The organism is Domibacillus enclensis (assembly GCF_900156125.1).
Classification (GTDB): Bacteria; Bacillota; Bacilli; order Bacillales; family Domibacillaceae; genus Domibacillus; species Domibacillus enclensis.
In genome coordinates this window covers 388065-411408 of record NZ_FTLX01000003.1, presented here as the reverse complement: position 1 = coordinate 411408, position 23344 = coordinate 388065, and the positions used below count along the sequence as shown (strand labels likewise).

The 23344-nt window shown below is 44.3% G+C and carries 32 protein-coding genes; 10 read left to right on the top strand and 22 right to left on the bottom strand.

From position 1 onward, the window contains the following. The first annotated feature begins 154 nt into the window (after nucleotides 1-154). The 3 genes from BW952_RS08825 (at nucleotide 155) to BW952_RS19365 (ending at nucleotide 844) form a co-directional block, all read left to right on the top strand. Complete coding sequence (locus BW952_RS08825) at nucleotides 155-379, top strand: hypothetical protein (protein ID WP_045849913.1); 225 nt, start codon at nucleotides 155-157, stop codon at nucleotides 377-379. Continuing rightward, nucleotides 372-596: a LexA family protein gene (locus BW952_RS08820; protein WP_045849914.1), complete on the top strand. Its 225-nt coding sequence runs from the start codon at nucleotides 372-374 to the stop codon at nucleotides 594-596. The genes BW952_RS08825 and BW952_RS08820 overlap by 8 nt, the downstream gene beginning before the upstream one ends. Nucleotides 597-700: 104 nt before the next feature. Then, a complete protein-coding gene (locus tag BW952_RS19365) occupies nucleotides 701-844 on the top strand; it encodes a hypothetical protein (protein WP_156149409.1) in 144 nt (47 codons plus the stop codon). A 122-nt stretch (nucleotides 845-966) separates the two neighbouring features. On the opposite strand, the gene BW952_RS19875 is transcribed toward BW952_RS19365, so the two are convergent. Further along, entirely contained in the window at nucleotides 967-1134 is a 168-nt protein-coding gene (locus BW952_RS19875) for a DUF7225 domain-containing protein (RefSeq protein WP_420809996.1), read from the bottom strand. 166 nt (nucleotides 1135-1300) lie between these two features. On the opposite strand from BW952_RS19875, the gene BW952_RS08815 reads away from it, so the two are divergent. Next, on the top strand, nucleotides 1301-2377 hold the full coding sequence (locus BW952_RS08815) for a serine hydrolase domain-containing protein (RefSeq protein WP_052698385.1): 1077 nt from the start codon (nucleotides 1301-1303) through the stop codon (nucleotides 2375-2377). A 156-nt stretch (nucleotides 2378-2533) separates the two neighbouring features. Here BW952_RS08815 and BW952_RS08810 read toward each other — a convergent pair whose 3' ends face one another. From BW952_RS08810 to BW952_RS08795, 4 genes are all read right to left on the bottom strand, one after another. Next, nucleotides 2534-3238 carry a DUF4386 domain-containing protein gene (locus tag BW952_RS08810; protein ID WP_045849915.1) on the bottom strand — a complete coding sequence of 235 codons (705 nt, stop codon included), beginning with the start codon at nucleotides 3236-3238 and terminating at the stop codon, nucleotides 2534-2536. Between the two features lie 57 nt (nucleotides 3239-3295). After that, entirely contained in the window at nucleotides 3296-3520 is a 225-nt protein-coding gene (locus BW952_RS08805; protein WP_045849916.1) for a helix-turn-helix transcriptional regulator, read from the bottom strand. Between the two features lies 1 nt (nucleotide 3521). Then, complete coding sequence (locus tag BW952_RS08800) at nucleotides 3522-3968, bottom strand: hypothetical protein (RefSeq protein ID WP_045849917.1); 447 nt, start codon at nucleotides 3966-3968, stop codon at nucleotides 3522-3524. A 696-nt stretch (nucleotides 3969-4664) separates the two neighbouring features. Next, on the bottom strand, nucleotides 4665-4910 hold the full coding sequence (locus BW952_RS08795) for a hypothetical protein (protein WP_045849918.1): 246 nt from the start codon (nucleotides 4908-4910) through the stop codon (nucleotides 4665-4667). A gap of 188 nt (nucleotides 4911-5098) precedes the next feature. Between BW952_RS08795 and BW952_RS08790 the strand changes: the two genes are divergently transcribed. Next, nucleotides 5099-5323 (top strand): hypothetical protein, encoded by a 225-nt coding sequence (locus tag BW952_RS08790; RefSeq protein WP_045849919.1) that lies wholly within the window; start codon nucleotides 5099-5101, stop codon nucleotides 5321-5323. Then, nucleotides 5316-5540 carry a LexA family protein gene (locus BW952_RS08785; RefSeq protein ID WP_045849920.1) on the top strand — a complete coding sequence of 75 codons (225 nt, stop codon included), beginning with the start codon at nucleotides 5316-5318 and terminating at the stop codon, nucleotides 5538-5540. The genes BW952_RS08790 and BW952_RS08785 overlap by 8 nt, the downstream gene beginning before the upstream one ends. A 538-nt stretch (nucleotides 5541-6078) precedes the next feature. Here BW952_RS08785 and BW952_RS08780 read toward each other — a convergent pair. Continuing rightward, complete coding sequence (locus BW952_RS08780; RefSeq protein WP_045849921.1) at nucleotides 6079-6612, bottom strand: GNAT family N-acetyltransferase; 534 nt, start codon at nucleotides 6610-6612, stop codon at nucleotides 6079-6081. A 262-nt stretch (nucleotides 6613-6874) separates the two neighbouring features. Further along, on the bottom strand, nucleotides 6875-7495 hold the full coding sequence (locus BW952_RS08775; RefSeq protein WP_045849922.1) for an NAD(P)-dependent oxidoreductase: 621 nt from the start codon (nucleotides 7493-7495) through the stop codon (nucleotides 6875-6877). A 501-nt stretch (nucleotides 7496-7996) separates the two neighbouring features. Between BW952_RS08775 and BW952_RS08770 the strand changes: the two genes are divergently transcribed. Further along, nucleotides 7997-8866: an aminoglycoside 6-adenylyltransferase gene (locus tag BW952_RS08770; RefSeq protein WP_045849923.1), complete on the top strand. Its 870-nt coding sequence runs from the start codon at nucleotides 7997-7999 to the stop codon at nucleotides 8864-8866. Nucleotides 8867-9035: 169 nt separating this feature from the next. Here the strand turns inward: BW952_RS08770 and BW952_RS08765 are convergent, their stop codons facing one another. After that, the gene (locus tag BW952_RS08765; RefSeq protein ID WP_045850063.1) at nucleotides 9036-9899 is read right to left on the bottom strand and encodes a DMT family transporter; all 864 of its coding nucleotides are present in this window, start codon (nucleotides 9897-9899) and stop codon (nucleotides 9036-9038) included. A gap of 161 nt (nucleotides 9900-10060) precedes the next feature. Between BW952_RS08765 and pdxR the strand changes: the two genes are divergently transcribed. Next, entirely contained in the window at nucleotides 10061-11452 is a 1392-nt protein-coding gene (pdxR, locus tag BW952_RS08760; protein ID WP_045849924.1) for a MocR-like pyridoxine biosynthesis transcription factor PdxR, read from the top strand. Nucleotides 11453-11521: 69 nt separating this feature from the next. On the opposite strand, the gene BW952_RS08755 is transcribed toward pdxR, so the two are convergent. The 5 genes from BW952_RS08755 to BW952_RS08735 form a co-directional block, all read right to left on the bottom strand. Next, nucleotides 11522-12157: a class I SAM-dependent methyltransferase gene (locus tag BW952_RS08755; RefSeq protein WP_231581323.1), complete on the bottom strand. Its 636-nt coding sequence runs from the start codon at nucleotides 12155-12157 to the stop codon at nucleotides 11522-11524. Between the two features lie 203 nt (nucleotides 12158-12360). Beyond that, nucleotides 12361-12714: a hypothetical protein gene (locus BW952_RS08750; protein WP_045849926.1), complete on the bottom strand. Its 354-nt coding sequence runs from the start codon at nucleotides 12712-12714 to the stop codon at nucleotides 12361-12363. A 296-nt stretch (nucleotides 12715-13010) separates the two neighbouring features. Continuing rightward, nucleotides 13011-13682 (bottom strand): hypothetical protein, encoded by a 672-nt coding sequence (locus BW952_RS08745; RefSeq protein ID WP_045849927.1) that lies wholly within the window; start codon nucleotides 13680-13682, stop codon nucleotides 13011-13013. A 154-nt stretch (nucleotides 13683-13836) separates the two neighbouring features. Further along, nucleotides 13837-14049 (bottom strand): DUF6366 family protein, encoded by a 213-nt coding sequence (locus tag BW952_RS08740; RefSeq protein ID WP_045849928.1) that lies wholly within the window; start codon nucleotides 14047-14049, stop codon nucleotides 13837-13839. Nucleotides 14050-14069: 20 nt separating this feature from the next. Then, on the bottom strand, nucleotides 14070-14456 hold the full coding sequence (locus tag BW952_RS08735; protein WP_045850064.1) for a GNAT family N-acetyltransferase: 387 nt from the start codon (nucleotides 14454-14456) through the stop codon (nucleotides 14070-14072). A gap of 198 nt (nucleotides 14457-14654) precedes the next feature. On the opposite strand from BW952_RS08735, the gene BW952_RS08730 reads away from it, so the two are divergent. Further along, complete coding sequence (locus tag BW952_RS08730; protein WP_045849929.1) at nucleotides 14655-15551, top strand: PhzF family phenazine biosynthesis isomerase; 897 nt, start codon at nucleotides 14655-14657, stop codon at nucleotides 15549-15551. A gap of 1 nt (nucleotide 15552) precedes the next feature. Continuing rightward, nucleotides 15553-16029 (top strand): GNAT family N-acetyltransferase, encoded by a 477-nt coding sequence (locus BW952_RS08725; protein ID WP_045849930.1) that lies wholly within the window; start codon nucleotides 15553-15555, stop codon nucleotides 16027-16029. A 252-nt stretch (nucleotides 16030-16281) separates the two neighbouring features. Here the strand turns inward: BW952_RS08725 and BW952_RS08720 are convergent, their stop codons facing one another. The 9 genes from BW952_RS08720 to BW952_RS08680 form a co-directional block, all read right to left on the bottom strand. Continuing rightward, complete coding sequence (locus BW952_RS08720) at nucleotides 16282-16887, bottom strand: NADPH-dependent FMN reductase (protein ID WP_175607570.1); 606 nt, start codon at nucleotides 16885-16887, stop codon at nucleotides 16282-16284. Nucleotides 16888-16904: 17 nt separating this feature from the next. Beyond that, nucleotides 16905-17888 (bottom strand): ring-cleaving dioxygenase, encoded by a 984-nt coding sequence (locus tag BW952_RS08715; protein WP_045849932.1) that lies wholly within the window; start codon nucleotides 17886-17888, stop codon nucleotides 16905-16907. Nucleotides 17889-18114: 226 nt separating this feature from the next. Beyond that, nucleotides 18115-18915: an SDR family oxidoreductase gene (locus BW952_RS08710; protein ID WP_045849933.1), complete on the bottom strand. Its 801-nt coding sequence runs from the start codon at nucleotides 18913-18915 to the stop codon at nucleotides 18115-18117. Between the two features lie 35 nt (nucleotides 18916-18950). Next, entirely contained in the window at nucleotides 18951-19316 is a 366-nt protein-coding gene (locus tag BW952_RS08705) for a PTS glucitol/sorbitol transporter subunit IIA (RefSeq protein WP_045849934.1), read from the bottom strand. Between the two features lie 19 nt (nucleotides 19317-19335). Then, nucleotides 19336-20337 (bottom strand): PTS glucitol/sorbitol transporter subunit IIB, encoded by a 1002-nt coding sequence (gene srlE, locus BW952_RS08700; protein WP_045849935.1) that lies wholly within the window; start codon nucleotides 20335-20337, stop codon nucleotides 19336-19338. Between the two features lie 13 nt (nucleotides 20338-20350). Beyond that, nucleotides 20351-20896, bottom strand: coding sequence for a PTS glucitol/sorbitol transporter subunit IIC (srlA, locus tag BW952_RS08695; RefSeq protein WP_045849936.1), 546 nt, complete (start codon nucleotides 20894-20896; stop codon nucleotides 20351-20353). Between the two features lie 5 nt (nucleotides 20897-20901). Next, nucleotides 20902-21336 (bottom strand): transcriptional regulator GutM, encoded by a 435-nt coding sequence (locus BW952_RS08690; RefSeq protein ID WP_045849937.1) that lies wholly within the window; start codon nucleotides 21334-21336, stop codon nucleotides 20902-20904. Nucleotides 21337-21359: 23 nt separating this feature from the next. Then, nucleotides 21360-22316, bottom strand: a complete 957-nt coding sequence (locus BW952_RS08685; RefSeq protein ID WP_045849938.1) for a sugar-binding transcriptional regulator — start codon at nucleotides 22314-22316, stop codon at nucleotides 21360-21362. Between the two features lie 402 nt (nucleotides 22317-22718). Then, nucleotides 22719-23342, bottom strand: coding sequence for a P-loop nucleotide/nucleoside kinase family protein (locus BW952_RS08680; protein WP_045849939.1), 624 nt, complete (start codon nucleotides 23340-23342; stop codon nucleotides 22719-22721). Nucleotides 23343-23344: the final 2 nt, after the last annotated feature.

Genomic DNA, 23344 nt, shown 5'->3' with positions numbered 1-23344 from the left:
CACTGTATTATATCCAGTATAAGAACAAATATTCCATTTGGCAAATGTAATTTTTGATTGCGATGGGAATAAAAACCGAAAGTATGTTTGTTTTTTAGTTGATCACAAAACGTTTGTTCTGTATAATGTAGATATAGAAAAGGAGTGGTTCGGAGTGGATTTTTTACTGAAGGCATCGCTCGAACAGCAGATGCCGATTGAAATTATGTACCTGTCAGAACGAAACGTCATCAGCCGCCGGACCATTTCTGTGATTCGCCTGGATCCTCAGTATATCCATGCGTACTGCTTCACGAGAAAACAGAAACGAACGTTTAAGCGCGGCAATATTTTGTCCGCCGCTAAAATCAGACAGCGAAAGGGTGCACAGTATGCGTAACACACTTTCTGACCGCCAGCGGAAGATGCTGGCTTATATACATGAATTTTCAACGGAGAGGAACTATCCCCCTTCTCTGCAGGAGATCCGGGCAGCGGTGGAGTTGAAGTCGGCTTCGACGGTGAAAGGCCACCTGGACCGGCTGCGGAAGTCGGGATATGTGACGTGGGAGGAAGGGAAAGCCAGGACATTGCGGGTGATAAAGGAAGCAATGTGAGCCATCTGATTAGTCAGATGGTCAGACTGTAGACAAAATGGACTTGGAATGAGATCATTCCAAGTCCATTTTCAAATTTTCGCTGGCTCAAGCAGAACCTAAATATGCCAACGCTGTTTGGCACCACAGAAAACGCCGTGTACACGCAGCTGTATACAACGCTATCCGCGCGTTCTGTGTACAATCCCTCCCTGTCATCCGCTGGTTTTCAGCGCCTGCTTCTTTGGAGTGGGCTGTCGATTCAGTAGCAGTCGGCTATCGCAGCGATCCTGTACCAAAGGCGGGAGATACCTAGGAATTGTTGGTCTAATGCCTGTTCTCATATAGCTTTTCGAGGTGCTGACGGCTAATGTTTTCTTTTGATTCGCCGTTATCTGTCCCGGTTCCAACAGGATTTTCGTTCAGTGAATATTAACCATTTACCTATTTCCCTACGAACAGGCTTTTTCGATTTACCTTTTGGTTTTTGAAATATAAAACCGGTATACGGAGCTCGTTCACCCATATACTTATACGTATGGGGTACACATACACGAATAAATGCTCTTTAAACAACGCCTGCGTTATAGCGGTTGTAACAATAATCCGATAAGAAGAAAGCTATGGAGTGGTAAGTGAAGAACATGCTGAGAGCTAAAAAGCTCTTTTTTCAGAATAAAAGAAAATAGCTGCACTTTCAAACCAGAAAACAGGAGGAATTGGTCATGAAAGCAATGAGTAAAGAAACTGCCAAAATACAGTTTGATCGATATTTCGCTAAACTTGAGCGAAAAAAAGCAGCCAAAAGTATTCAAGTTTTAGTACAAAGCGATAAACTCGATTTTCAATATGGGTATTCCTCCGGTGAATGGAATGTGCCGTTTCACATAGCCAGCATAGGAAAGGTTTTTACGGCTTCTCTTATGATGATGCTCACTGAAAGAGAGGGTGTCCTCTTACAGGACCCCCTCTTAAAGTATTTTACAGGCAGCGAGCTTGAAGGACTTTTTGTTGTTAAAGGAAAAGATCATGCTAAAGACGTTACACTGGAACAATTGTTAGCTCATACGTCAGGAATCGGCGACTATTTTGAAGATTCGGTTCAAATTGGTGCACCAATGACCAAATTGATTATTTCTGAACCGGATAAAAATTGGATGCCATCTGAATTGATTGACTTTACAAGAGAGCGCCAGCAGGCAGTCGGTGTGCCCGGCCAGGTTTTTCACTACTCTGATACTGGCTATATCTTACTTGGACTGCTTATTGAAAAGGTAACCGGTAAGCCGTTTCACCAAAATCTTCATGAACTTATTTTTCAGCCGCTTGGCATGAATGATTCTTATTTGCTTTATTACTCTGTGCCCTCCAACCCCCAAAAAGCAATCCAGGACATTTGGCTGAACGGCTCAAAGGTGACTGCCAATCAAAGCTTGAGTGCAGACTGGGCGGGCGGCGGAATTATTTCCACACCAAAGGACCTGCTTGCTTTCTATAAGGGGTTTAATGCCGGAGCTTTATTCAGCAAAGAAAAAATACGCATAATGGAAAACGGCCGCCATAAATTCAGACGGGGAATCTATTATGGAACAGGCATGATGGAGATTCACTTTGAAGAGTTCTTTTTTCTGCTGAGAGGCCTTCCTCGAGTAAAAGGGCATATCGGCATTCTTTCTACCCACATGTTTTATGATCCTACAACAGATACTTATATCATCATGAATTTTGGTTCGAGCGAACAGATGACTCAAAGCTTCAAAGCATTGATCGAAATTGTGACTCGTTTAAAGAGGATAGAGTGAGAATCAACATATAGTAAAATCACTTCAGCTTCGCTTTTCATAAACAGGATTCACTCGAGACTTAAAGATATAATTAAAACGGCAACTGCTTCTTTAAACACTGCATCTAATAACGTCTGCTGATTAACGGCTGAAACGCTTCCTTATATTGCTCATTTACTTCATTTTTGCAGACATGGAAGCAATTGCAGATTCATTAAATCCTTTCACAATGAGCCATACTGCTAAAATCATTTCATTAGCAAAGACTGGAAGAGCCAAAACAGCACCCCAAACAGAAACTTGTTGAATTACACCAAACATGACTAACAAGGCACAAATAAAAATGAGAGCTGCCCCTGTCATACCCAAGATGGGTATAAACCTGGGTACAAGCTTGGATTTATACAATATATAACTGTACATCATTGTATTGATGCCCAGCATAAAATTGGGGCCAAGCATAAATGTCCAGTCATGTATTGCTATTAATACTATGCCTGAAGTTTGAAAAGAGGCGATATCCGGGGCTCCTGCCGCTACAAATTCCCGGCTTAAGGTCAATAGGGAAAGTACGCTGATTACACCAATAGTAATGATAACCGCTTCAAGAAACCTGAAGCAAACATGCCAAAGAGCTATCGTTTCATTATACTTTCTTAAAAATGGAAACATTGCCGTTGAAGTACCAATCGCTGATGCGACAAGTATTAACTCCATAAGCGCTCCCAACGTCACCTGGTTGGCGTGTTCAGAACCTTTAATCAGGTAATCGGGACCTTTTAGGATAGGGTCGTATAAAATAAGACCTGTTATCGCCGTAATGGCTGCAAGTAAAAACAGTACTCCCACAATTTTTGCTGCTTTTTTGTTTGAATTCATTATTATCCCCTTCTTTCAATAAATTCATAAACAGTAAAGCAAAAACAATCATCGTTCTTACAGCTTTGTGTTGTCCCCATAAAAGAATACCTCTTCCAACGGTAAGTCAAAGGCGTGAGCAATTCGAAAAGCCAGTTCTAAAGATGGTGAATAATTTCCCTTTTCAAGAGCCACGATGGTTTGTCTTGTGACGCCTACCTTGTCAGCCAATTGCTGCTGAGTCATTTCATCATGGGTGAATCGTAATTTTCGAATGTGATTGTCGACAAGGCTTTTGCCCATATTAGACTCCTCTCCGATAGTGATAAAGTTTCGTAACGGAGCCGGTCACATCGGAAATGAATCCTGAAGTGATCATGATCATAAACATTACCTGTGACGGCTGATAGACGACCAGCGATCCCATTGCAAGAAGAAAGCCGAGGACAAACACAAAAAAAGAATTCCGATTCGCTTTCAAGTCAATTAACTTATCCAGTTCATCCGCAAATGTTGGTTCCTTTTCTCTGGTCGTAATTCTAAAAACAATATTAAAAATAATGCTGATAAAGATATGGGCGACTATTGAAACCAAAGTTAAGACGACGACGAAGGAACCCCAAAAGCGCAAGGTTTCGATCGACTCCAGCCCCCCTTGGGGATGCTGCGGGTACATGTACAAACAAAAAGATCCGAAAATGAGAATAGCGCTGATCAGCGATACGATGCTTTTCTTTTCTTGATAAGTCACGGTTTCCCCTCCTTGTACGTTCACTTTTACACTAAGTACATCTTGTTATACAAAATGTAATATATACTATACATAAAGTCAAGTTTATATTACATAAAAAAAGCTGGACATCGTCTAATAGGGCAATGTGCCGGTCTTCGTGGAGACCTGGCTGTTATTATAGAGAGGTTGGATTTGCAGGAGCAGTTTAATTAGGCGCTTGTCACGAAGCTGGATGAACAGAACAGCAGCACTATATTAAGGAGTCTCTGAACAGGCGGGATCAGCTGCTGCTTGAATCGCTCAAAGCGTCACAGGAAGCTCGGAAAGCGGAAGTGAAAAAGAAGCGGTTTTTCAGCTGGATTGGAGCACGTTAATACATTGCATAAAAAAAAGGGTCTCGCCGTCTGCAGGCAGGACCCTTTTTAACTTAGGTATCTGATCTTTATAAATATGGATCATGGTACAGCTCTTCCCCTTTTTTTCTTGCGGCAACAGTGGTCTCGATGCTGCCGCCTGCGCACTGCTTTGACACTGGCGAAGAAGGATTTCACGCCCATACAGACCACACTGCGGCGCGGCAGCTGGGCGTCTTCAATGACGTCTTCATATCCGTCCCCTTCAGCCAGCTTCACCGACACAATTTCTTCTGCCCAGAAACGCGAGCTAAAGCCGCTCAGCCTGAGATACGGCTATTGCCCGGGCAGGCTGGCGCATTCACACACCACCCCCGCTCACCTTCAGCAGGTCCTCATCGTCGAATGTGTTCAGTTCAAAGATGACTTCTTTTTTTAGATGGATCGAGATATTGGCGATCCGGTTCATTTCTTCGTACTGCTGGTCGTCAAAGTAGATTTCTCTTCGGATAATTTTGCTTTTTTCATTCTTCATCATTTCCGCGTGCTCGGACAGGATCAGGCCCCGCCATTTGAGCATGCCGCGGTCTTCGTATTGTTTTCTCACCACGTTCACTTCTTTTAATGAGAATATATGTTCCTTACCTATATTATGTCCAGTATAAGAACAAATATTCCATTTGGCAAATGTAATTTTTCATAATGGAGGAAAATTAAATCGAAAGTACGTTTGTTTTTTAGTTGATCACAAAACGTTTGTTCTGTATAATGAAGAGAGAAAGGGAGCGGTTCGGAGTGGATTTTTTACTGAAGGCATCCCTCGAACAGCAGATGCCGATTGAGATTATGTACCTGTCAGAACGAAACGTCATCAGCCGCCGGACCATTTCTGTGATTCGCATGGACCATCAGTATATCCATGCGTACTGCTTCACGAGAAAGCAAAAAAGAACGTTTAAACGCGGCAATATTTTGTCTGCCGCTAAAATCAAACAGCGAAAGGGTGCACAGTATGCGTAACACACTTTCTGATCGCCAGCGGAGAATGCTGGCTTATATACATGAATTTTCAACCGAGAGGAATTACCCGCCTTCTCTGCAGGAGATCCGGGCAGCGGTGGAATTGAAGTCGGCTTCGACGGTAAAAGGCCACCTGGACCGGCTGCGGAAGTCGGGGTATGTGACGTGGGAGGAAGGGAAAGCACGGACATTGCGGGTGATTAAAGAAGCCATCTGATCAAGCTCGTGTTCTTCTGAAAGACTTATCAGTTTTGTATAAAAAGGTATACGCAAACAAAAAGGTTCACGTATACCTTTTTTTTCGTAAAGCGTTCAATTCACTTTGCTGCTTTTTTAAATTCCATCAGTGGTTTGCCCACCACTATTTATCCTCATTCATCGAGCATTTGTATGCGTAATCCTGTGGAGAAGGGTTATGAAGAAGGAATAGTATAACATTAAATCATAATGCATTGACTTAGAAGTGATGCAAACTTTGTTAGTCACTTTCTAAAAAAGATCAACACACTTAAATATCTCTTGAATACCATGAATCAGCAATAATTGAGAACCTTTTTTGTATCCTGAAACGGCGCAAAATAGTTTGTTTTCTGGGAATTGACCGCATTGACATGCTTCCGCAAGTGGTTGACTTCAATAATTTCCCACGTATATCTTTACCTCTCAAAAAAAGAGGGCGCCCGCAGAAAATGGCGCAAAAATCATTTTCAGGACACCCTCCTTTTAGTAAATGATGCTTTTTCCATCGACAGTCTTCATTCTAGAAAAGCTTTTGAATAATGCACAACACCCCGGACGTTTTCCAGCGCCTTCTCTGTTAATTCCAGCGCCATAAACGCTTCATCCGGCACTTCAAACGGCGCCTGAATATTCCACAAGCTTGCTCGTTTAAACCCAAACTTCGGATAATACGCTTCATGCCCTAGAACAATGACAGAAGAATAGCCAAGCTCTTTTGCTCGTTTTAAAGCATGATGAATTAATTGACTGCCAATCCCCTTTCTTTGATACTCAGGTGCAACAGAAACAGGAGCCAAGGCCAGGGAATCTGTCTGCTTATCTTCATCTATGATCTTTATTTTCGACAAGAGAATATGCCCGATCATGACGTTTTCTTGATTTAAAGCAACTAATGAAAGTTCAGGAATAAACGCTTCGGACTGTCTGATCCGGTTTACAAGTTGGTGCTCTTTTTGATCACTATATTTTTCATTCAAAAAAGCACTTTTGACGATTTCTTCCGTCGCACTGTATTGTTCTGAGAGTTCTTGCTTAATGAAAATATCCATTCATCATCTCCTATTCTTTTTAAAAAAACTAACTGTCATGGCTCCATAAAGTGTCCTATTCCAGCAAAATCCGAATAGCTTTCGATGCTAATATCATTCACGCTAAATATACCATAAAATACAAATAATTGAAATGGAAGGAGGTCCTAATCCCTAAACGAGAATATTTGAATAAGCATACACCTATCAAGTACTTTTTAAGAGAAATCAATATGAGTCCCTTTTTTAAATCTGATTTTGTTGAAGTCGAATAAGAATAGTATTAGTAAGCAATACCTACACGTGAGTTTATATAATCTCGTGCGTTTATTTGTCCGAATGCAAATTCTGCTGTGTCCGGTACCGATATTTCAGCGCCACCCTCCGGCAAAAGATTTCGTTCTACTCGATAGTTGCCTGTCCTTTCTCCATCCGGCAAGTATGTAGGGCAGACAATTGTCCACTCGAGGGCTGATTGGCTGAGCAGATCGTACACTTTGTGATGTTCTTCCGCTGCACGGGTTGTTTTGCGTTTTGACTCGCTTGATTGATAACGCAGAGCATCGGGCGTGGTTCTGCTTTGCAAAATACCCGCCGTTCCAATCGTGATGATCCGCTTTATACCCTCATTTTCCATTGCTTCGATAATAAGCGGCATACTTTCTGATAAAGTGGTCGTGCCGTCGGTATTTAGTGCACTAATCACGACATCCATCCCGTTCATTACACGTCCGATCTCCTCTTTATTTAAAACATTCCCTTGAATAATGGTTAACTTTTCATTGTTTATTTGAAGCTTCTCTTGATTGCGGACTAATACAGTCACGTGATGCTGGTCATGAAGCGCATGAGAAAGGATTTGCCGACCAACTCGACCGGTTGCACCTAAAATTAAAATATTCATCTGAATGAGGCTCCTTTTCCACCTACTAATATTTACCTATAACAGTTTATTCTATTACGTAAACTGTATGGAAACCATTTTGTTTATCCTTGCATTAAAAGAGAGAGCTCTAATCGATTCACTTTTTCTTGCTGCTGTTTGCACACATAACACCGGCGAAAAGAGCCACAAATATAGCAAGCCACGTACCAAAACTCATTGTAACACCTCCTGTGATTAATACTCTATACGTTCCAGAAATTCAAAAGTTCCATTTGCTCAACGGTCTGTTCCTGCTGCACATTGAATATTCGCTAGGGTTCATGTCAAGTTCAGCTCCTACGTCTTATAGTAGATACTTGATACGAACCAATTCTATATCAGCATCTGTTGAAAAATTAGAATGGAGGACGTAAAGCTGTTATGCTTTATTCAGTCGAATGACGCAAGAATCTGCTTCACAAACTCCGGTCCCTTTTCTGCCGAATGGCTGGATCAAGATAATAGAAATGAGGTGTTCAAATGAGAAATGAACAAGACATGATGCACCTAATCATCGAAACAGCCAGAAAAAACGACAGAGTCAGGGCTGTTTATCAAAATGGATCCCGTGTGAATGCAAAAGCACCCGCAGATATTTTCCAGGATTATGATATTGTTTATGTCGTCACCGAGATTGCTTCTTTTTTGAAGAAACCTGATTGGATCAATGTATTCGGGGATCGGCTGATCATGCAAAAGCCCGATGAAGTGGACATGCCGCACAACCTATACGCTTCCTATGGATATTTAATGCTGTTTACGGACGGGAACAGGATCGATCTGCGCCTGCAGACGATAGAAGAAATGAAACGCACGTACGAAAGAGACAGCTTAACAGCTCCAATCTTAGATAAAGATGGGATTTTACCCGTTATTCCGCCTCCCTCTGATCGATCCTATCATGTTCAAAAGCCGACCGCTGCGGACTATTATCGCTGTACAAATGAGTTTTGGTGGTGCCTGCAGAATGTTGGGAAAGGGATTTGGCGTGAGGAACTTCCGTATGCAAAACAGATGTTTGAACGTATTATTCGGAAGGAGCTGGACCAGATGATTTCCTGGTGGATTGGCTGCAAGCATCAGTTCCACGTGTCCGTTGGCAAAATGGGAAAATACTTTCGACATGACCTTACGCATGATCAGTGGTTGACTTATCAATCCACCTATTCCAGTGGCGAAACTGACGATATTTGGAAGAGTATATTTGCCGCCTGTGCCCTTTTTCGTGAACTTGCGCTGAATGTGGCTGCACAGCTCGATTTTATTTACGCGGAGGAAGAAGAACGAGCCATGCTGCACTTCCTTAAGTCCGCGCAGCATTTGCAGAAGGATGCCAAGACCATTTTTTAATTACTTATGAATCCTTCTGTTTGATGTTCAGCAAGCACCAACCGGCATTAGCGGCTTCTGGGCTTCTATACTAACAAGCCGATGAGATTTCCTGCTTTTATTTCGCCGTACTCGTCTCCTGTTTCGTTCAAGTGACAGGCGCTTTTTTGTCCAAGGAATCGTCCAGAAATTATCCGGCGAAGCGGCGAGCAGAGGCAACGCACAGGACAACGGCCATGTTCACTGCGATGAGAGCGAAACTCACGTCTTCTTTTAAGAAAATAGAGGCAAGCAAGAGACCGAAAAACGGCTGAAGAAGCTGAAGCTGGCCAACCGCCGCAATCCCTCCCTGGGCAAGACCCCGGTACCAAAATACAAAGCCGATGAGCATGCTGAATAACGATACGTACGCCAGACTGAAGAGAGCCGGATCGCCGATGGCTGCCCATGAGCCTGGCCGATAGTAGATCGAGAGCGGCAGCATATTGGGCAGTGATAAAACGAGTGCCCAGGAAATCACCTGCCAATTCCCAAGCCGGCGCGAGAGCCTGGCGCCTTCTGCATAGCCAAGGCCGCAGATCACAATCGAAGCCAGCATAAAGGCATCACCGATTGCAGAAGAAGACGCGTCCTGCCACAGGGCAAAACCGGCGACTAAAATGCTGCCGGCAATGGAAAAAAGCCAAAAAGCAAATCGCGGCCGTTCCCCACCCCTAATCACACCGAAGATTGCTGTGGAAAGCGGCAGCAGCCCGATAAAAACAATGGCATGCGCTGACGTGACATATTGCAGCGCCAGTGCCGTCAGCAACGGAAACCCAACTACCACTCCCAGCGCAACGATCAATAACGGAAAAAAATCGCTTCTGGCAGGACGGGGCTGCCGAAAAAGGAGAAGAAGAGCACCCGCTAATGCACCGGCAATGGCAGCACGGCAAAACGTAAGAAACAACGGATCAAAATCCGCTATAGCCAGACGTGTCGCTGGCAGCGACCCACTAAAAATCAAAACACCTAAAAATCCGTTTACCCATCCGCTTCTTGCCTGATTCATCGTCATCACTCCACACCTAATTTCATTTTTATCACGACCTAAATGGGTCTGGATAAACAATCCTTTCTAAATGGATTATAATGACTATAAGCCGGAACTGATCTTTTCAAAATAGCCAGTTTCTTTAAATTAAACCATGCCAGTTAGGAGACGTTCCCAAAATGGATAGTACACCCTTTGTTAATCGCCACCTCGACATTCCGCTGTATCAGCAGCTTTATCAGTTTTTCAAAGAAAATATGCATGCAGGCCGTATTCAAAAAGGAACAAAGCTGCCTTCCAAAAGACTGCTCGCCGCCCAGCTTTCGATCAGCCAGACGACCGTGGAGCGGGCGTTTGAACAGCTGGCGGCGGAAGGCTACCTCCTCAGCAAGCCAAGAAGCGGCTGGTTTGCGGATTATGATGGAGGTGATTTTGTTCACTCAGAGCCTGCCGCTTCGCCATTGAAAAATCCCCACAGGCAAGAAACGGAGCCGATGATTGATTTTCACTTCGGACACGTCGACCCCGCTCACTTTCCTTTTTCCGCCTGGCGAAAAAGCACGGTTCATCGCCTGGATCAAGATGGACATACTCTGTACCGGCCGGGGGATGTGCTGGGGGAACTGGAGCTCAGAACGCTGATTGCCGACCATTTGTATCAATCGCGCGGTGTGCGCTGCTCACCTGACCAAGTAGTGATCGGCGCTGGAAGCCCTGTTCTAATTCACATGCTGTGCCACATTTTCCGTCCATATGCAGCGATCGGATTTGAAGATCCAGGTTCTTCGAGGTCAAGAGCATTGTTTGAAGTGAATCACCTGCAGGTTCTGCCCATCTCAGTCGATGATGAAGGCATTTGCATGCAAGATATTCAGCAAAAGCAGCCCCGCCTTTTGTACGTCACGCCTTCTCACCAGTTCCCGCTTGGCACCATTATGTCGATCAACCGAAGAATGCAGCTGCTGAAATGGGCGGCCGCACAAGAAGCGTTCATTATTGAAGATGACTATGACGGAGAATTCAGGTACAGCGGGCAGCCGATCCCGTCACTTCAAGGGCTTGATCAGCACAATCGGGTCATTTACATGGGCACTTTTTCTAAATCCCTTCTTCCTTCTTTGCGCATCAGCTATATGATTCTCCCGCCGCATTTACTGGAAAAAGGACGGGAGATCATGTCCTTGTACAAACAAACGGTTTCGAGCCACAGTCAGCTGACGCTGGCGGAATTTATGAGAAATGGCGAATGGCAGAAGCACCTGAACCGGATGAGAAAGCTGTATAAGCGGAAACGAGCCCTTTTACTGGAGGTTATCGAGAGTACGCTTGGAACGCGTGTAAAGATTCGAGGCGGTAATTCAGGTCTTCATCTCCTGTTGGATGTTGACTCGTCCTTTAACGAAGAAGAACTTATCGAAAAAGCAAAAGAACAGGGTGTGAAGATTTATCCTGCATCTGTTTTTTACCAAAATCAGCCGCCGGAGCGCACCGTTTTAATTGGATTCGCAGGTGTTTCGGAGGAGCATATACGAGAAGGCATTAAAAAACTGAAAGCGGCCTGGGACTTATAATGCCGCTTTCCGTTTTGGCCACTTGCGAACGCAGTTCTATTAAAATCACTGTTTTGTTCGTAGTGAATATCAGTCTGCTCGTTTTCGAATGCGCATCATCGTGTTCGCATTCCGCTGAAACTCGTACGGTACCGATCGTTCCTCCACTTGATACCCCTGGCTTTCAAGCATGGTGATGATCTCATCTAAATGCTCGTACCGGCTTCCGGAAAGGTCCACAAGGGGAAAAAGACGAACCTCCTCCTTTGCGACCCGAAGCAATTCCTCCAGCACCTTCAAATGAAACGCTTGATCGAGCCGATCACCGTATGTAAACAAAAAGTGGGCTGAGAGAATCAAGTCAAATTGCTCGCTTTTAAACGGCAGCGAAGGCAATGTCACAGGCACGTAGCGCTCTGGACGCTCCTTCATATCCGCCGCACAATCACGGAGGGCGCGGGCTCGGTGCTGTGCCAAATCCGTTACATCGTCAAAATACTCAAACACGTACTGTGCTTTCGCTTTTTCCACTCTTTCCATCGCGTGATTCAAATCTTTTTTCCCTTTACGAGCAAGCGCTTCACCCGGATGATAGTACGCAATATCACAGGCCGTCACATCCAATCCCTTTTGCTGGCTGACAGCCGTGAACGAGCATGCCCCTGCCGGACAATCCAGTATCTTTTTCCCTTCCAGCTCGTCTATCGAAAGCGAAAACATCGCCATGTATTCCTCAAATGTTCGACCAATAAAAACAATACGTTCTAAATCCAGCCCCACCTTGTTCACAACCCCTCATTCCCTTCGTTTAAATGATAAAAATGGTCTCTCATTTTCAAAAAAAATGAGAAAACCCGCGATTCTACCTTTTTTTACTTAGCAAAACCCAACACACGTACAATGGATCATCGCTTTAAACAGAATCCATATTAATCAACATTCAATGTTAATTTTTTGCACACGTCGGATTTTTTATCTTTAATAAGCGATACTTTTTGTCCTGTGAAAACGTTGTGAAGTGATGCCGTCTTTCCGTCCCCATCCTTGATTACGGTGTTTTCTCCTATTACAGCCGTTTTTTCAATCATAATATCCGTTTCTTTCTCTTTCAATCCGTTTTCTACTGCCCAATTACTTGCATCAATCGTGATCCGCTTGTCCTCTATATCGATAAAGTTAACCGTCCCGTATAACTCTTCAGTGGAAGATCCAAACGGCTGAAATACAAGTATACCAATCAATATTATTCCAAATAAAAATCCCCTAGTGACATACCTTTTCATGTTGCATACTCCTTTATAAAAGCAATGCTCTGCCTATCTCTTTTGCCAGACCTATTGGAATCAAGCCATTTAATAAGTCACTCCATCATTCAAATGCCTCTGACGGGATTCGAACCCGCACTCCTTTCGTAAGCATAGGCTAGGGGAGAACACGCTTCCCTACGGATTTTCACCGGCAGGAATTGCACCTGCCTCAGCTTATTTGCTTTTCGGTGCTTCTAAAACCCTTGCCTTGCGACCCGGTAGCGACAATGTTTTCCGGCGCTCTTCCCTTCTAGAGCTACAGAGGCGTATTTCTATTGCCAGTGCTTCGGCCAGTTTTTGATCACTTGGCCCGGGTTCTTCACTTCTGCATCAATGCCGCCAAATTCATTTTTCTTCGGATTGAAAATGAAGTCACTGAAATACCAGGCACCTTCGTCGTTTAGGTAGCCGGCAATTTGCAGCTGGTTCATCGCGATCCGTTTTGCCCGTTTCGTATACGTGGCATCGACTATTTTCGTTAACGCACCGTTATGAATGTAGTACCATTGAGCCGTTTCAAAGCTCGAGCTATCTGTTTCTGCAACAGCTAAAATGTCTGGCTGTCCTTTGTATTTAGAAGGAAAAACATGAACCATTTTTCTCATCGCATTTAACTCATAGTCCTTAAAATAGAAGCTTGATTTTTTTATGTGGCTAGTGCCGACTTTATGTGTATAAAGTGTGTAGTTTCCTTTGTACACAAGGTCACCTTCATTAGTCCCTGCCCATACAAATGGCCATTGATCATTAGATGCATAGCCTTTCTTTTCTCTCACACCGGCAAAATACACTTTATACGCGACCCCATTCACATCCTTTAACGTATGGGTGACACGGCTTTGACTTGGCTTAATCGGATTGACCGCTTCAGCCGGACGATAGGTGCTTAAAAACAAGGCAACAACCGCAAACAAAATAAGAACTGCTTTCATCTTTTTAAACAAGTAACTCACTCCCTTTCCCCTATCATAATCTATAAATGTAAAAAATGTAATACACATACTAAAAATGTTATTTTAAAGAAATCAATATTCAACCGGATGGGGAAAAGAAGCCAATTAATCAGGTTGCAGCTGTTCTGAAAAATGTCCTTCTTCTTTAAAAAAAGATTGATAATAATAAAAAACCAATTACTATGACAAGGATTATTATACCGATTCCCTTCCACCCTAAACTGCCAGCCAAATCAGAAAGGTTCCCCGCTCCTCCTCGGTTTAATGCGTCATTCATATTTCCAGAAGGATTTCTTTTTAATTCTCCTTGTCGAAGCCGCTCTCTTTTTCGTTCCGGCGTTTCGTTGTTCTCACTCATGATCGCTCCCCCTCGTTTCATCAGATTGAATAATTCAGCCAGTCTCCGACAGACCCGCCCATTTTTTGGTAAAATCGCTGTGCTCGTTTATTATCCGCTGCGGTGACCCATGACATATGGGCAAAGCCATTTTCTTTTGTGAACGTTTGACAGGTCTCAAACAGCTGCTGTGCCGTCCCTGTCCCCCTTGCTTTTTCGATGACGAACAAATCATTCATGACCGTAATTTGCTCTGCTTTTGTTGTGCTAAAGCTAAAGTAGAGAGTCGCAAAACCTACGAGATCCCCTTCCTTTTCTGCGACAAATTGAATCCCTTTTTTTCCTTCAAGAAGCATGTCAATTAACTGGTGGACCTTGTCAATGGGCGGCTTTGGCCGCTCATAAAAATCCACAATATATTGATACATTAGCTTTGTTAATAGTTCTCGATCTTTTGCTTCTGCGATTCGAATAATGGCTGTCACGATTCCCCTCTCCCCCACTAATTTTTAACAATCTTACCCTTTCAGGAAAAATCATGCAATCTATTTGAGCCAAATGTTGTATAATGATGGCGAGTATTTACTAATGGAGAAAAATTCAGTTCGCTTAAAGGAGCTTGCATGATGTTAAACGTTGAGGTAGCCCATATTGATGCGTTTAGTTCGATTCCGGGGAAAGGAAATCCCGCTGGTGTCGTGCTGAACGGTAATGATTACACAGAGGAACAGATGCTTTCGATTGCTAGGAAGGTAGGATTTAATGAGACCGCTTTCGTGGTTTCCTCCGACATAGCAGATGTTCGCATTCGGTATTTCACGCCTGGTCACGAGATTGATTTATGCGGGCACGCCACGATGGGGACCGTGTATGCGTTAAAAAGGAGCGGCTTGCTGCCTTTGTCCAATTTCACGATTGAAACAAACGCAGGTGTATTGCCTATACAGGTTCGTGAAGAAAACGGCCAGCTGCTCATGAACATGCAGCATGCAAAGCCGGCATTCCGTTCATTTGGCGGTTCAATGGCGGATGTAGCGGATGCCATCGGTTTAAAAGAAGAGGATGTGCACACGGAATACCCAATCGTATATGGCAGTACGGGCATTTGGACGGTTATTGTGCCAATAAGAACATTAGCCAGCTTTGAGCAAATGAAGCCGGCCACCGAGCAGTTTCCCCATCTTTTAAAAGAAATGCCCAGAGCATCCTTGCACCCAATCTGTCTAGAGGTCCGGGATACCGAAAATGATCTGCATGCGCGTCACTTTTCTTCTCCCTATTCAGGAACAATAGAGGATGCGGTCACAGGGACGGCCTCAGGGGTCATGGGCGCATATTACAAGAGGTTTGTTGACCCAAATATGCCTTTGCCAGCTACACTCATTGTTGAACAAGGTCATGAAATCAATAAAGATGGACGAGTTTTTGTTCATTTAAAAGAAACGGACGGTCAAATGGATGTTTCGATTTCGGGCACAGCCGTTTATGTTAAAACGATTAGCTTGGATATGGAGCTCGGGTAATATGATACACATTAAACCTGCAATACCTTCTGATGCACCCGCCATTCACTACATAATGATAAAAGCATTCGAGAACGATAAAGATAAAGCACCACCTTCAAGTGCGTTGAAGGAAACCGTAGAATCAATTTCCTCTGCTTTGTACGAGGGAGAACGAGCTCTTATTGGATACATTGATGATCAGCCTGTAGGGATGGTACGGTTTCAGATACAGAAAACTAGCCTTTATTTTTATAGACTTGCTGTACTGCCTGAATATCAAGGAAAAGGCTTCGCAAAAGCGCTCCTAAAAACCATAGAGGCCTATGCAAAACAAAATGACCTGTCGCGGATCTTTTGCAAAGTTCGTGCTGCTATACCGAAAAATGTGAGCCTATATCGTTCTATTGGTTATCAGATTTATAGTGAAAATTTTGTACAAAAGCCAAATGGCGTAAAGATAAAAGTCATTTCAATGACAAAGCACCTTACATCATGAAACGAATGGCATGTAATAGTAAGAGATTATCGATTTTTTTATTGATTGATATACAAAGAAAGTGAAGGACCGTGGGGATTAACAGATTTTAGGGTAATGGATCCGGATGGCTATTATTTTAGAATGACATCGATGGCAAAAAGCTAAGCCTTTTCATCAAAGAAAAATAAACCTCCTCATTTTGAAAACGAGGAGGCCTGAGTTAAACAAGTGTTTTTTATTCTCTATGGAGATCTGTACAACACAAGAAATTTAACGAATGGTTTTCAACGCTGTCGACCAAGGAATGACCTGATCAAGCATTTGATTGACAGATTCGGCTTGAACGGGCGCTGCTTTTAATTCTGCTCCGTTTTCAAAATCAGTGAACAGGGATAATGCAGGGTGCACCCGTACGTCTGCCACTAATAACTCCCCTAAAATGCCACGCAAATGTTCGGCAGCACGTGCACCGCCAACGGAACCGTATGATACGATGCCTGCTGCTTTGTTGTTCCATTCCACGCGCAGGTAATCCAGGGCGTTTTTAAGTGCGCCGGTGATCGAGTGGTTGTATTCCTGTACGATGAAAACAAAGCCGTCCTGCTTGGCGACAGCTTCAGACCATGCCGCTGCCCCTGAGGCATCGCCTCCACTTTCACCGAGCAGCGGCAATCGGTAATCCGCGATGTCGATGATGGTATAGTTCGCATCTCCGCGCTGATCTGCCAGTTCTTTCACCCACTGCCCTACTTGCGGACTTAAGCGCCCTTCACGTGTAGATCCTAAAATGATTCCAATGTTCAGCTTTTCCATAATTACTTCCTCCTCTTGTTTCGTTTCCTGCGATGCGCCGAATAGTTTAGTCCAAATTCCCATTTTGTGTTTGCTCCCTTTTATAAGTATTCTTTTTCAAACGTCTGAGTACTGCGAACCGTATCTATAGGGCGCACCATTGCTTCGATCTGGTTACGCTTTGATTCCAAAAATGGCGGCAGCGACAATTTTTCCCCAACCGTTTCATACGGCTCATCACCCATGAAGCCCGGACCGTCCGTTGCCCATTCGAATAAAATGCCTCTTGCTACGCGCGCATAAAGCGATTCGAAGAAAAAGCGGTCGACGTAGCCGGAATTTTGTAAGCCGAATTGCTGCAGCCGCTCAATCCATTCGTGCAGCACGTCCGTATCGGCTACTCTGAAAGCCGCATGGTGGACCGTGCCAAAGCCTTGCCGTCCCTGCGGAAGGAGGATATTATGTTCTACAATCACCTGCGCCCCGTTGCCGCCTTCTCCGACCTCGAACAGGTGGAAGGAGCCTTCTTTGGCAATTTCCCGCATCAGCATCACTTTTTCCAGCACTTCTTTCAGCTGGTCAAAGTCTGCAATGCGCAGGTGAACCGGACCCAGACCGGTAATGGCGAACTCCAGCGGCACCGGTCCATTTTGCCAAGGCGTCCCGGATGCAACACCTTCATTGTGTTCATCTGAAATCAGCATGTACTGCTGATCATCAAAATCTGCAAAGGAAAGTGTTTTTTTACCAAAAACGTCCTGGATGCCTTTGTGCTTTACTTCATATTTATTAAAGCGCTTGACCCAGTAACTTAGCGCTTCATCCGTCGGAACGCGAAAAGCCGTTTTATAAATTTCATTGGTTCCGTGCGTTCCCTTTGGCATGCCAGGGAAATCGAAAAAGGTCATGTCTGTCCCAGCTGAACCTTTGTCGTCCGCGAAAAATAAATGGTACGTCTGGATGTCGTCCTGATTGACCGTTTTCTTCACAAGACGCATGCCCAGTACATGAGTAAAGAACTCATAATTTTTCTCAGCGCTGCTCGTAATCGCGGTGACGTGGTGCAATCCTTTTAATTCATTCATTATGCTTTCTCTCCTTTGATATTCAGTGTAATTATCTCGATATCGAGATATATAGATAAAAAAATTTAATAACGACCTTTGTGAAATTATCTTGAATTCGAGATAATAATATCATGAGTTTCTTTCGGTGTCAACCAATTGAATTGTAGTGAATGTGTGATGCTAGCTTCCCTTTTCGTCCCTAAACAAAAACAGAGCAGTGAAAGAATTCACCGCTCTTTTTTCCTTATCCTCTAGATTTGCCTCCAGAAATATTCAACGTTGTCCCCGTTACGTAGCTTGACCGTTCCGAAGCCAGGTACGTCACAAGTTCACCGATTTCCTCCAGCGTGCCCGGCCGGCCGAGCGGAATCACTTTCGTGTAATCGGTATTTAATCCTTCTACCGTGACACCTCTCGTATAAGCCAGCGCTTCGTTGTAGGCAGGTGTGGTCAAGCCGGTCTGTTCATTAATGCCTGGTGCTACGCCAACGACACGGATGTTGAATTTGCCGAGTTCTTTCGCCCATGAGCGGGTAAATCCATTGACAGCACCTTTCGTGGCGGAATAGACACTTTGCCCGGCCGATCCTTCCATACCAGCTTCTGACGAAATGTTAATGATCACGCCGCTTTTCTTTTCCACCATGACGCGTGCTGCTTCTTGTGCACAAAAGAAAGGCCCTTTTTGATTCACTGCTACCATAAAATCAAAATCCTTTTCGTTTAGCTCATATTCGGGCTTTTTGCCGACAAAATCAATGAGCAGGCGCGGCAGGTTGACGCCGGCATTATTCACCAATATATCAATGGTGCCAAAATGGTCTACAGCGTGCTTGACCATTTGCTCCACACTTTCTTTATTCGTCACGTTGCATTGAATATGATATGTGCCATCCGGCTGCTCGCCTGTTGTGACGTTTAAGTCAGCGACTACGGCCTTCACGCCATTTTGCAGCAGGCTCTCGGTAATTTTAGCGCCAATTCCTGAAGCGCCACCTGTGATGATTGCTACTTTATTTTCTATTGCAAGCCATGATTGTGCCATGTTATTTCCTCCTCATTCTTTCCCATTTTATCCGTTTAGTTTTTTACAATTTGTACGGTTGATCCTATTTCCGGAACGTCGATATCCGCCTCTTCTAAATGAAGTGTACCTGGCAGCTCTGCTTCTGAAGCGCCATCGAACTTTAGCGTTATATGCCCAAGTGCACCCAGGTTTTGCTTTACCACACTTCCAACGGCAGTGACACGGTATGCGTTGTCATTAAACAGGAGCTTGTCCCCTGCTTCAATGTCACCCTCCACGCTGTTCACATCAATAAGCAAGCAATAGTCCGCCAGCTCTGCTGGTGCGTTTTGTCCGAATAAAATGAACATTTTTTCGGATAAAAAAGCGGAAACATCGGGACCTAATTGATTAATGGTCGTTTGATAAATGGTTGTCATGAGAACTTCCTCCTTTTCATTACTCATACAAGCCGAAGCTTGCGAGCCATGCAATAAAGACCGTCGGCGCTCCGGTTAAGAAACGTCCGTACAAAACAGACGGCACCCCAACCTCAATCGTCTCGACTTCCGCTTCCGCAAGCCCAAGACCGACGGGAACGAAATCCGCCGCTGCCTGCGAGTTGATCGCAAACAAAGCCGGAAGAGCCAGATGCGGAGGGATGTTTCCCTTGCCGATCTCAACGCCAATCAGTGTCCCGATGACCTGAGAAATAACAGCGCCCGGCCCTAAGAAAGGAGATAAAAGCGGGAAAGAACAAATAAGAGAAATTAACAGCAGGCCTGGCAAGGAGCCTGCATATGGCGATAAGTACGCCGCAAATAAATCACCAATGCCCGAGGCTTTAATAACGCCGATCAGCATGGCCACAAACGCCATAAACGGCAAAATGGTTTTAATGATCGTATCAATGGTGTCGCGGCCCGCCTGATAAAAGACGTTGACGAGCGAACCCATCGCCATGCCGACGCGGGCAATAAATCCTTTAGGCTTTTGTTGTTCACTAATTTTTTTATCTGCGCTATACTTAGGTACAGAGACGGGTTTCTCTTTTTGATCAGCATTGGACGGTGGAGGTGTTGCAGCACCTTCATAACGTTCAATGTTTTGCGGCTTGACACCGGATACATAAATGTCTTCTGTAATGTGCTTGGCCAATGGTCCGCTTTGGCCTGTCGGCATAATATTAATCGTATTAATTCGTTTTTGCGGATACAGTCCGCAGCGAAGGGTGCCGCCGCAGTCAATAATGACGCAGAGCATCTCACTTTCTGGAACGCTTGTTTTAAATCCGTCTACCAATTCGCAGCCTGTTAATTCCGCAATCCGGTCCGCGATATCGGGCTTTGTTCCGCCTGTTACATAAACGATTTTATTTTTATTGGCATCCGGTGTAATTACCAGCGGCCCACCAAATCCACCGGGACCTGCATGAACAATAATAGATTGATAATTCGTCATCCTTTTTCCCTCCTTATACGTCAACCGTATCTTTTAATGTCACACCCTGCTGCTTCGCCACAAAATGGGTCGTCATATCGGTCACCCAGCCTCTGAAAAGGTTTGTCACAACCCCAACAAGAAAATAGCGCAGCGCCAATTCCGTCGTTTCTAAGCCCAAAGTGGTAATCCCTGCTGCAATTCCTAGAAAAACAAATAGTTCGCCCGGATTAACGTGTGGGAACAAGCCGTTGTGCGTGTGGCATGAGTATGACGCAGATGCATAGTAGCTCGGCTTATATTTCTCTGGCAGAAATCTCCCTAAAGACAAGGTCATCGGGTTCGCCAATACGAATGTTCCAATCACCGGCAACACAAGGTATCGTGTGAAGACATTTTTCCCAGAGCGCCTGGCGATGCTTTCGACCTTCTCTTCCCCTACAAACCGGATCAGCGCATTCATTGCTACCAGGAGCATAATGAGCAATGGGACAATTCCTGTGACCAAATCAACAAATGTTTCGGCACCTGCTTCAAACAAATTCATAAATCCATCTGCTGCTGTTACTAACCAATCCATTCCCTTCACCTCGTTTTAATTTTTTTCGAAAACAACTGATCCATCCAGCTCTTCTTAACTTTTAATTCACCTCCTTTCGCAATAATATGGTAGCTTTCGAGCGCATCTTGAATCGCGAGCTTCGTCAGCTTGTTTACTTTATGGAAATCGTCTTCCCCAAGCCGCAAAAAGTGTTTACCTTCAAACCCTTTCAACGGTCTTACGCGGGAAAGAACGGTAACCCCCTGCATTTTAGATGCTTGTAAAATATTATTTTGGCGGTCGATGGCAAACATCACAACCGTTCCTGCTTTAAATAAACCTGTTTTCCGTCCAATCGCGACTCTTCCCAGCTTCCGCATGTCAGCGTATTTCCGGTTAAAATGCCGTATTTGCAAAAAGCCGAACACACTTTGCATCAGCCAGGAACAGCCGATCAGAATCATGACATAAATCAGCATAAACACCCCTCCTATTACATGGATTAAAGCGCTGCCTGCCTTAAAATTTCAATGGCCGTTTCATCGGTCGTCACCAGCGTATTAATATATCCGCCTCTTAACGCGCCGATGATTGAAGGCGCTTTTTCAATGGATTCTGCAACCCCAATTGAATACTGTGTTTCCTTCAGCTTGTTGATGTCGATCGCGATCGTCCGGTCTGACAGTTCAGACTTGATTTCGTTTCCATCGATATCGTAAAAGCGTGAGCAAATATCGCCTATGGCTCCATTGCTGTTCAGCACGTCAATATCCTGTTCTCCGCAAAAACCCGCCCACACGAGATTCGATGACTGATTTGGATTTCCGATTCCGACGACCGCAATCGATAACTGGCCCCAAAGCTCCGCAATCTTTTCAAAATAATTGGATTTCACAATGTCATCCTTCGTTTCTTTTCGTTCCACCACTGCGGCAGCGTCAATGAAGTAAGATCTTCCTTTAAAATCTTCCGCAATTTTGTAGACGATCGTGTTCACATGATGCTTTGTATCCATTGGCCCCGGTCCCCCAACGAGTGGTACAAAATGGGCATCCTTCTTTGGCACGTTCACAAACTCGCCCAGCATGCTGGCCACGGTGCTTCCCCAGGCAAACCCAACCACGTCATCATCTTTAATGATCCGTTTCAAGAAATCCCCCGCTGCTGCGGCAATCGCTTTCTTTTTATCATCAGCTGTCTGGTCTTTTTTAGCCGACACGACAATCACTTCGCGCATTTGAAAAAGCTTCATCAATTTTTGTTCCAGATCGAAGGTTTCGTCAATGTCCTTGTTAATTGTAATCTTCACGATGCCTTCTTCACGGGCTTTTTTCAGCCACCGGCTAATGGATGTGCGGTAAATGCCGAGCTCTTTGGAAATTTGGCTTTGGGTCATATCTTCCTCGTAATACATTTGAGCCACCCGGACTAATAATCGTCTTTCTTCTCTGCTGTCCATTCTGCCCCTCCTTCTGAATATCCCTTGCACACTTGTGCAAATAAGTATCATATGTGCTATTGAATTTAAATGAAGTATACGTTTTCATAAAAAGAAAGTCAAGGATTTTTGGAGAAAATTTTGTCGATGGATGATCATGGATCAGGAAGAATACTATTTCAACAAAATGGCGGACAGTTGATACATACCGTGACGGATTAGGAGACATCCACACTTTTTTGTTGTGCTGCTTTAACAAAGGTAACATTTGACTGAAAATAATTGATCACCTGTCAAAAAAACAGGTTGGGACAAGAAAGTTCTCACCATCGAAAAAGGCCGAACGACCATGCGAAAACGTCGCAGTCGTTCGGCATTAATACATATTTAGCTCGTTATATCAAGTTACTTTAGACGGCTTCATTATTTCACATTCATCATATATTCTGCCCAAAGCCGAATCGCCTCGATCAGATTAAAATAGTTCACCCTTGAAAAGTCTGTGACATCTACTTCAAAAAGCCTGCCCAATTTAAATGTTTCATATCCTCTTGTAGTGCATCGCCTCACAAACTCTTCATAGGTCAACAGGTGATCAGCGGTATGCCTGTCTTTCAGCTGATCTCCTTTTTGATAAGAAGTTACGATATGGCTTAAGTGCCTGGATTCATCCAGATCCCGCTCCTTCTGGCGTTCAAATAAAATATCCAGATCAGCGGTTAGCCGGATGGTCAGCACCTTGTACCCATAAGTTTCCGTGAGCTTTTTCAAGTATGGGAGCTGTTTTGAGCTGAATGGATAATCCGAAATGAGACTCGTTCCAGCGCTCATGCGCTCCTCCATCTGCTCGTAATACTTCTCCCACGCTTTTGTTTCCACCGTCTGCTTTTCTTCTGCGTTTCGGTAGCCGAACACATCAAAATAATGTTCTTTTAGCTCATCCGGCGAGATGACATCGAAAGGTCCCAGTTTTTCATTGATCAGTCCGCTCAAATACGTCTTCCCTGTTCCCGGGTATCCGGCCAGCAAAATTAAGACTTTCCCCATAT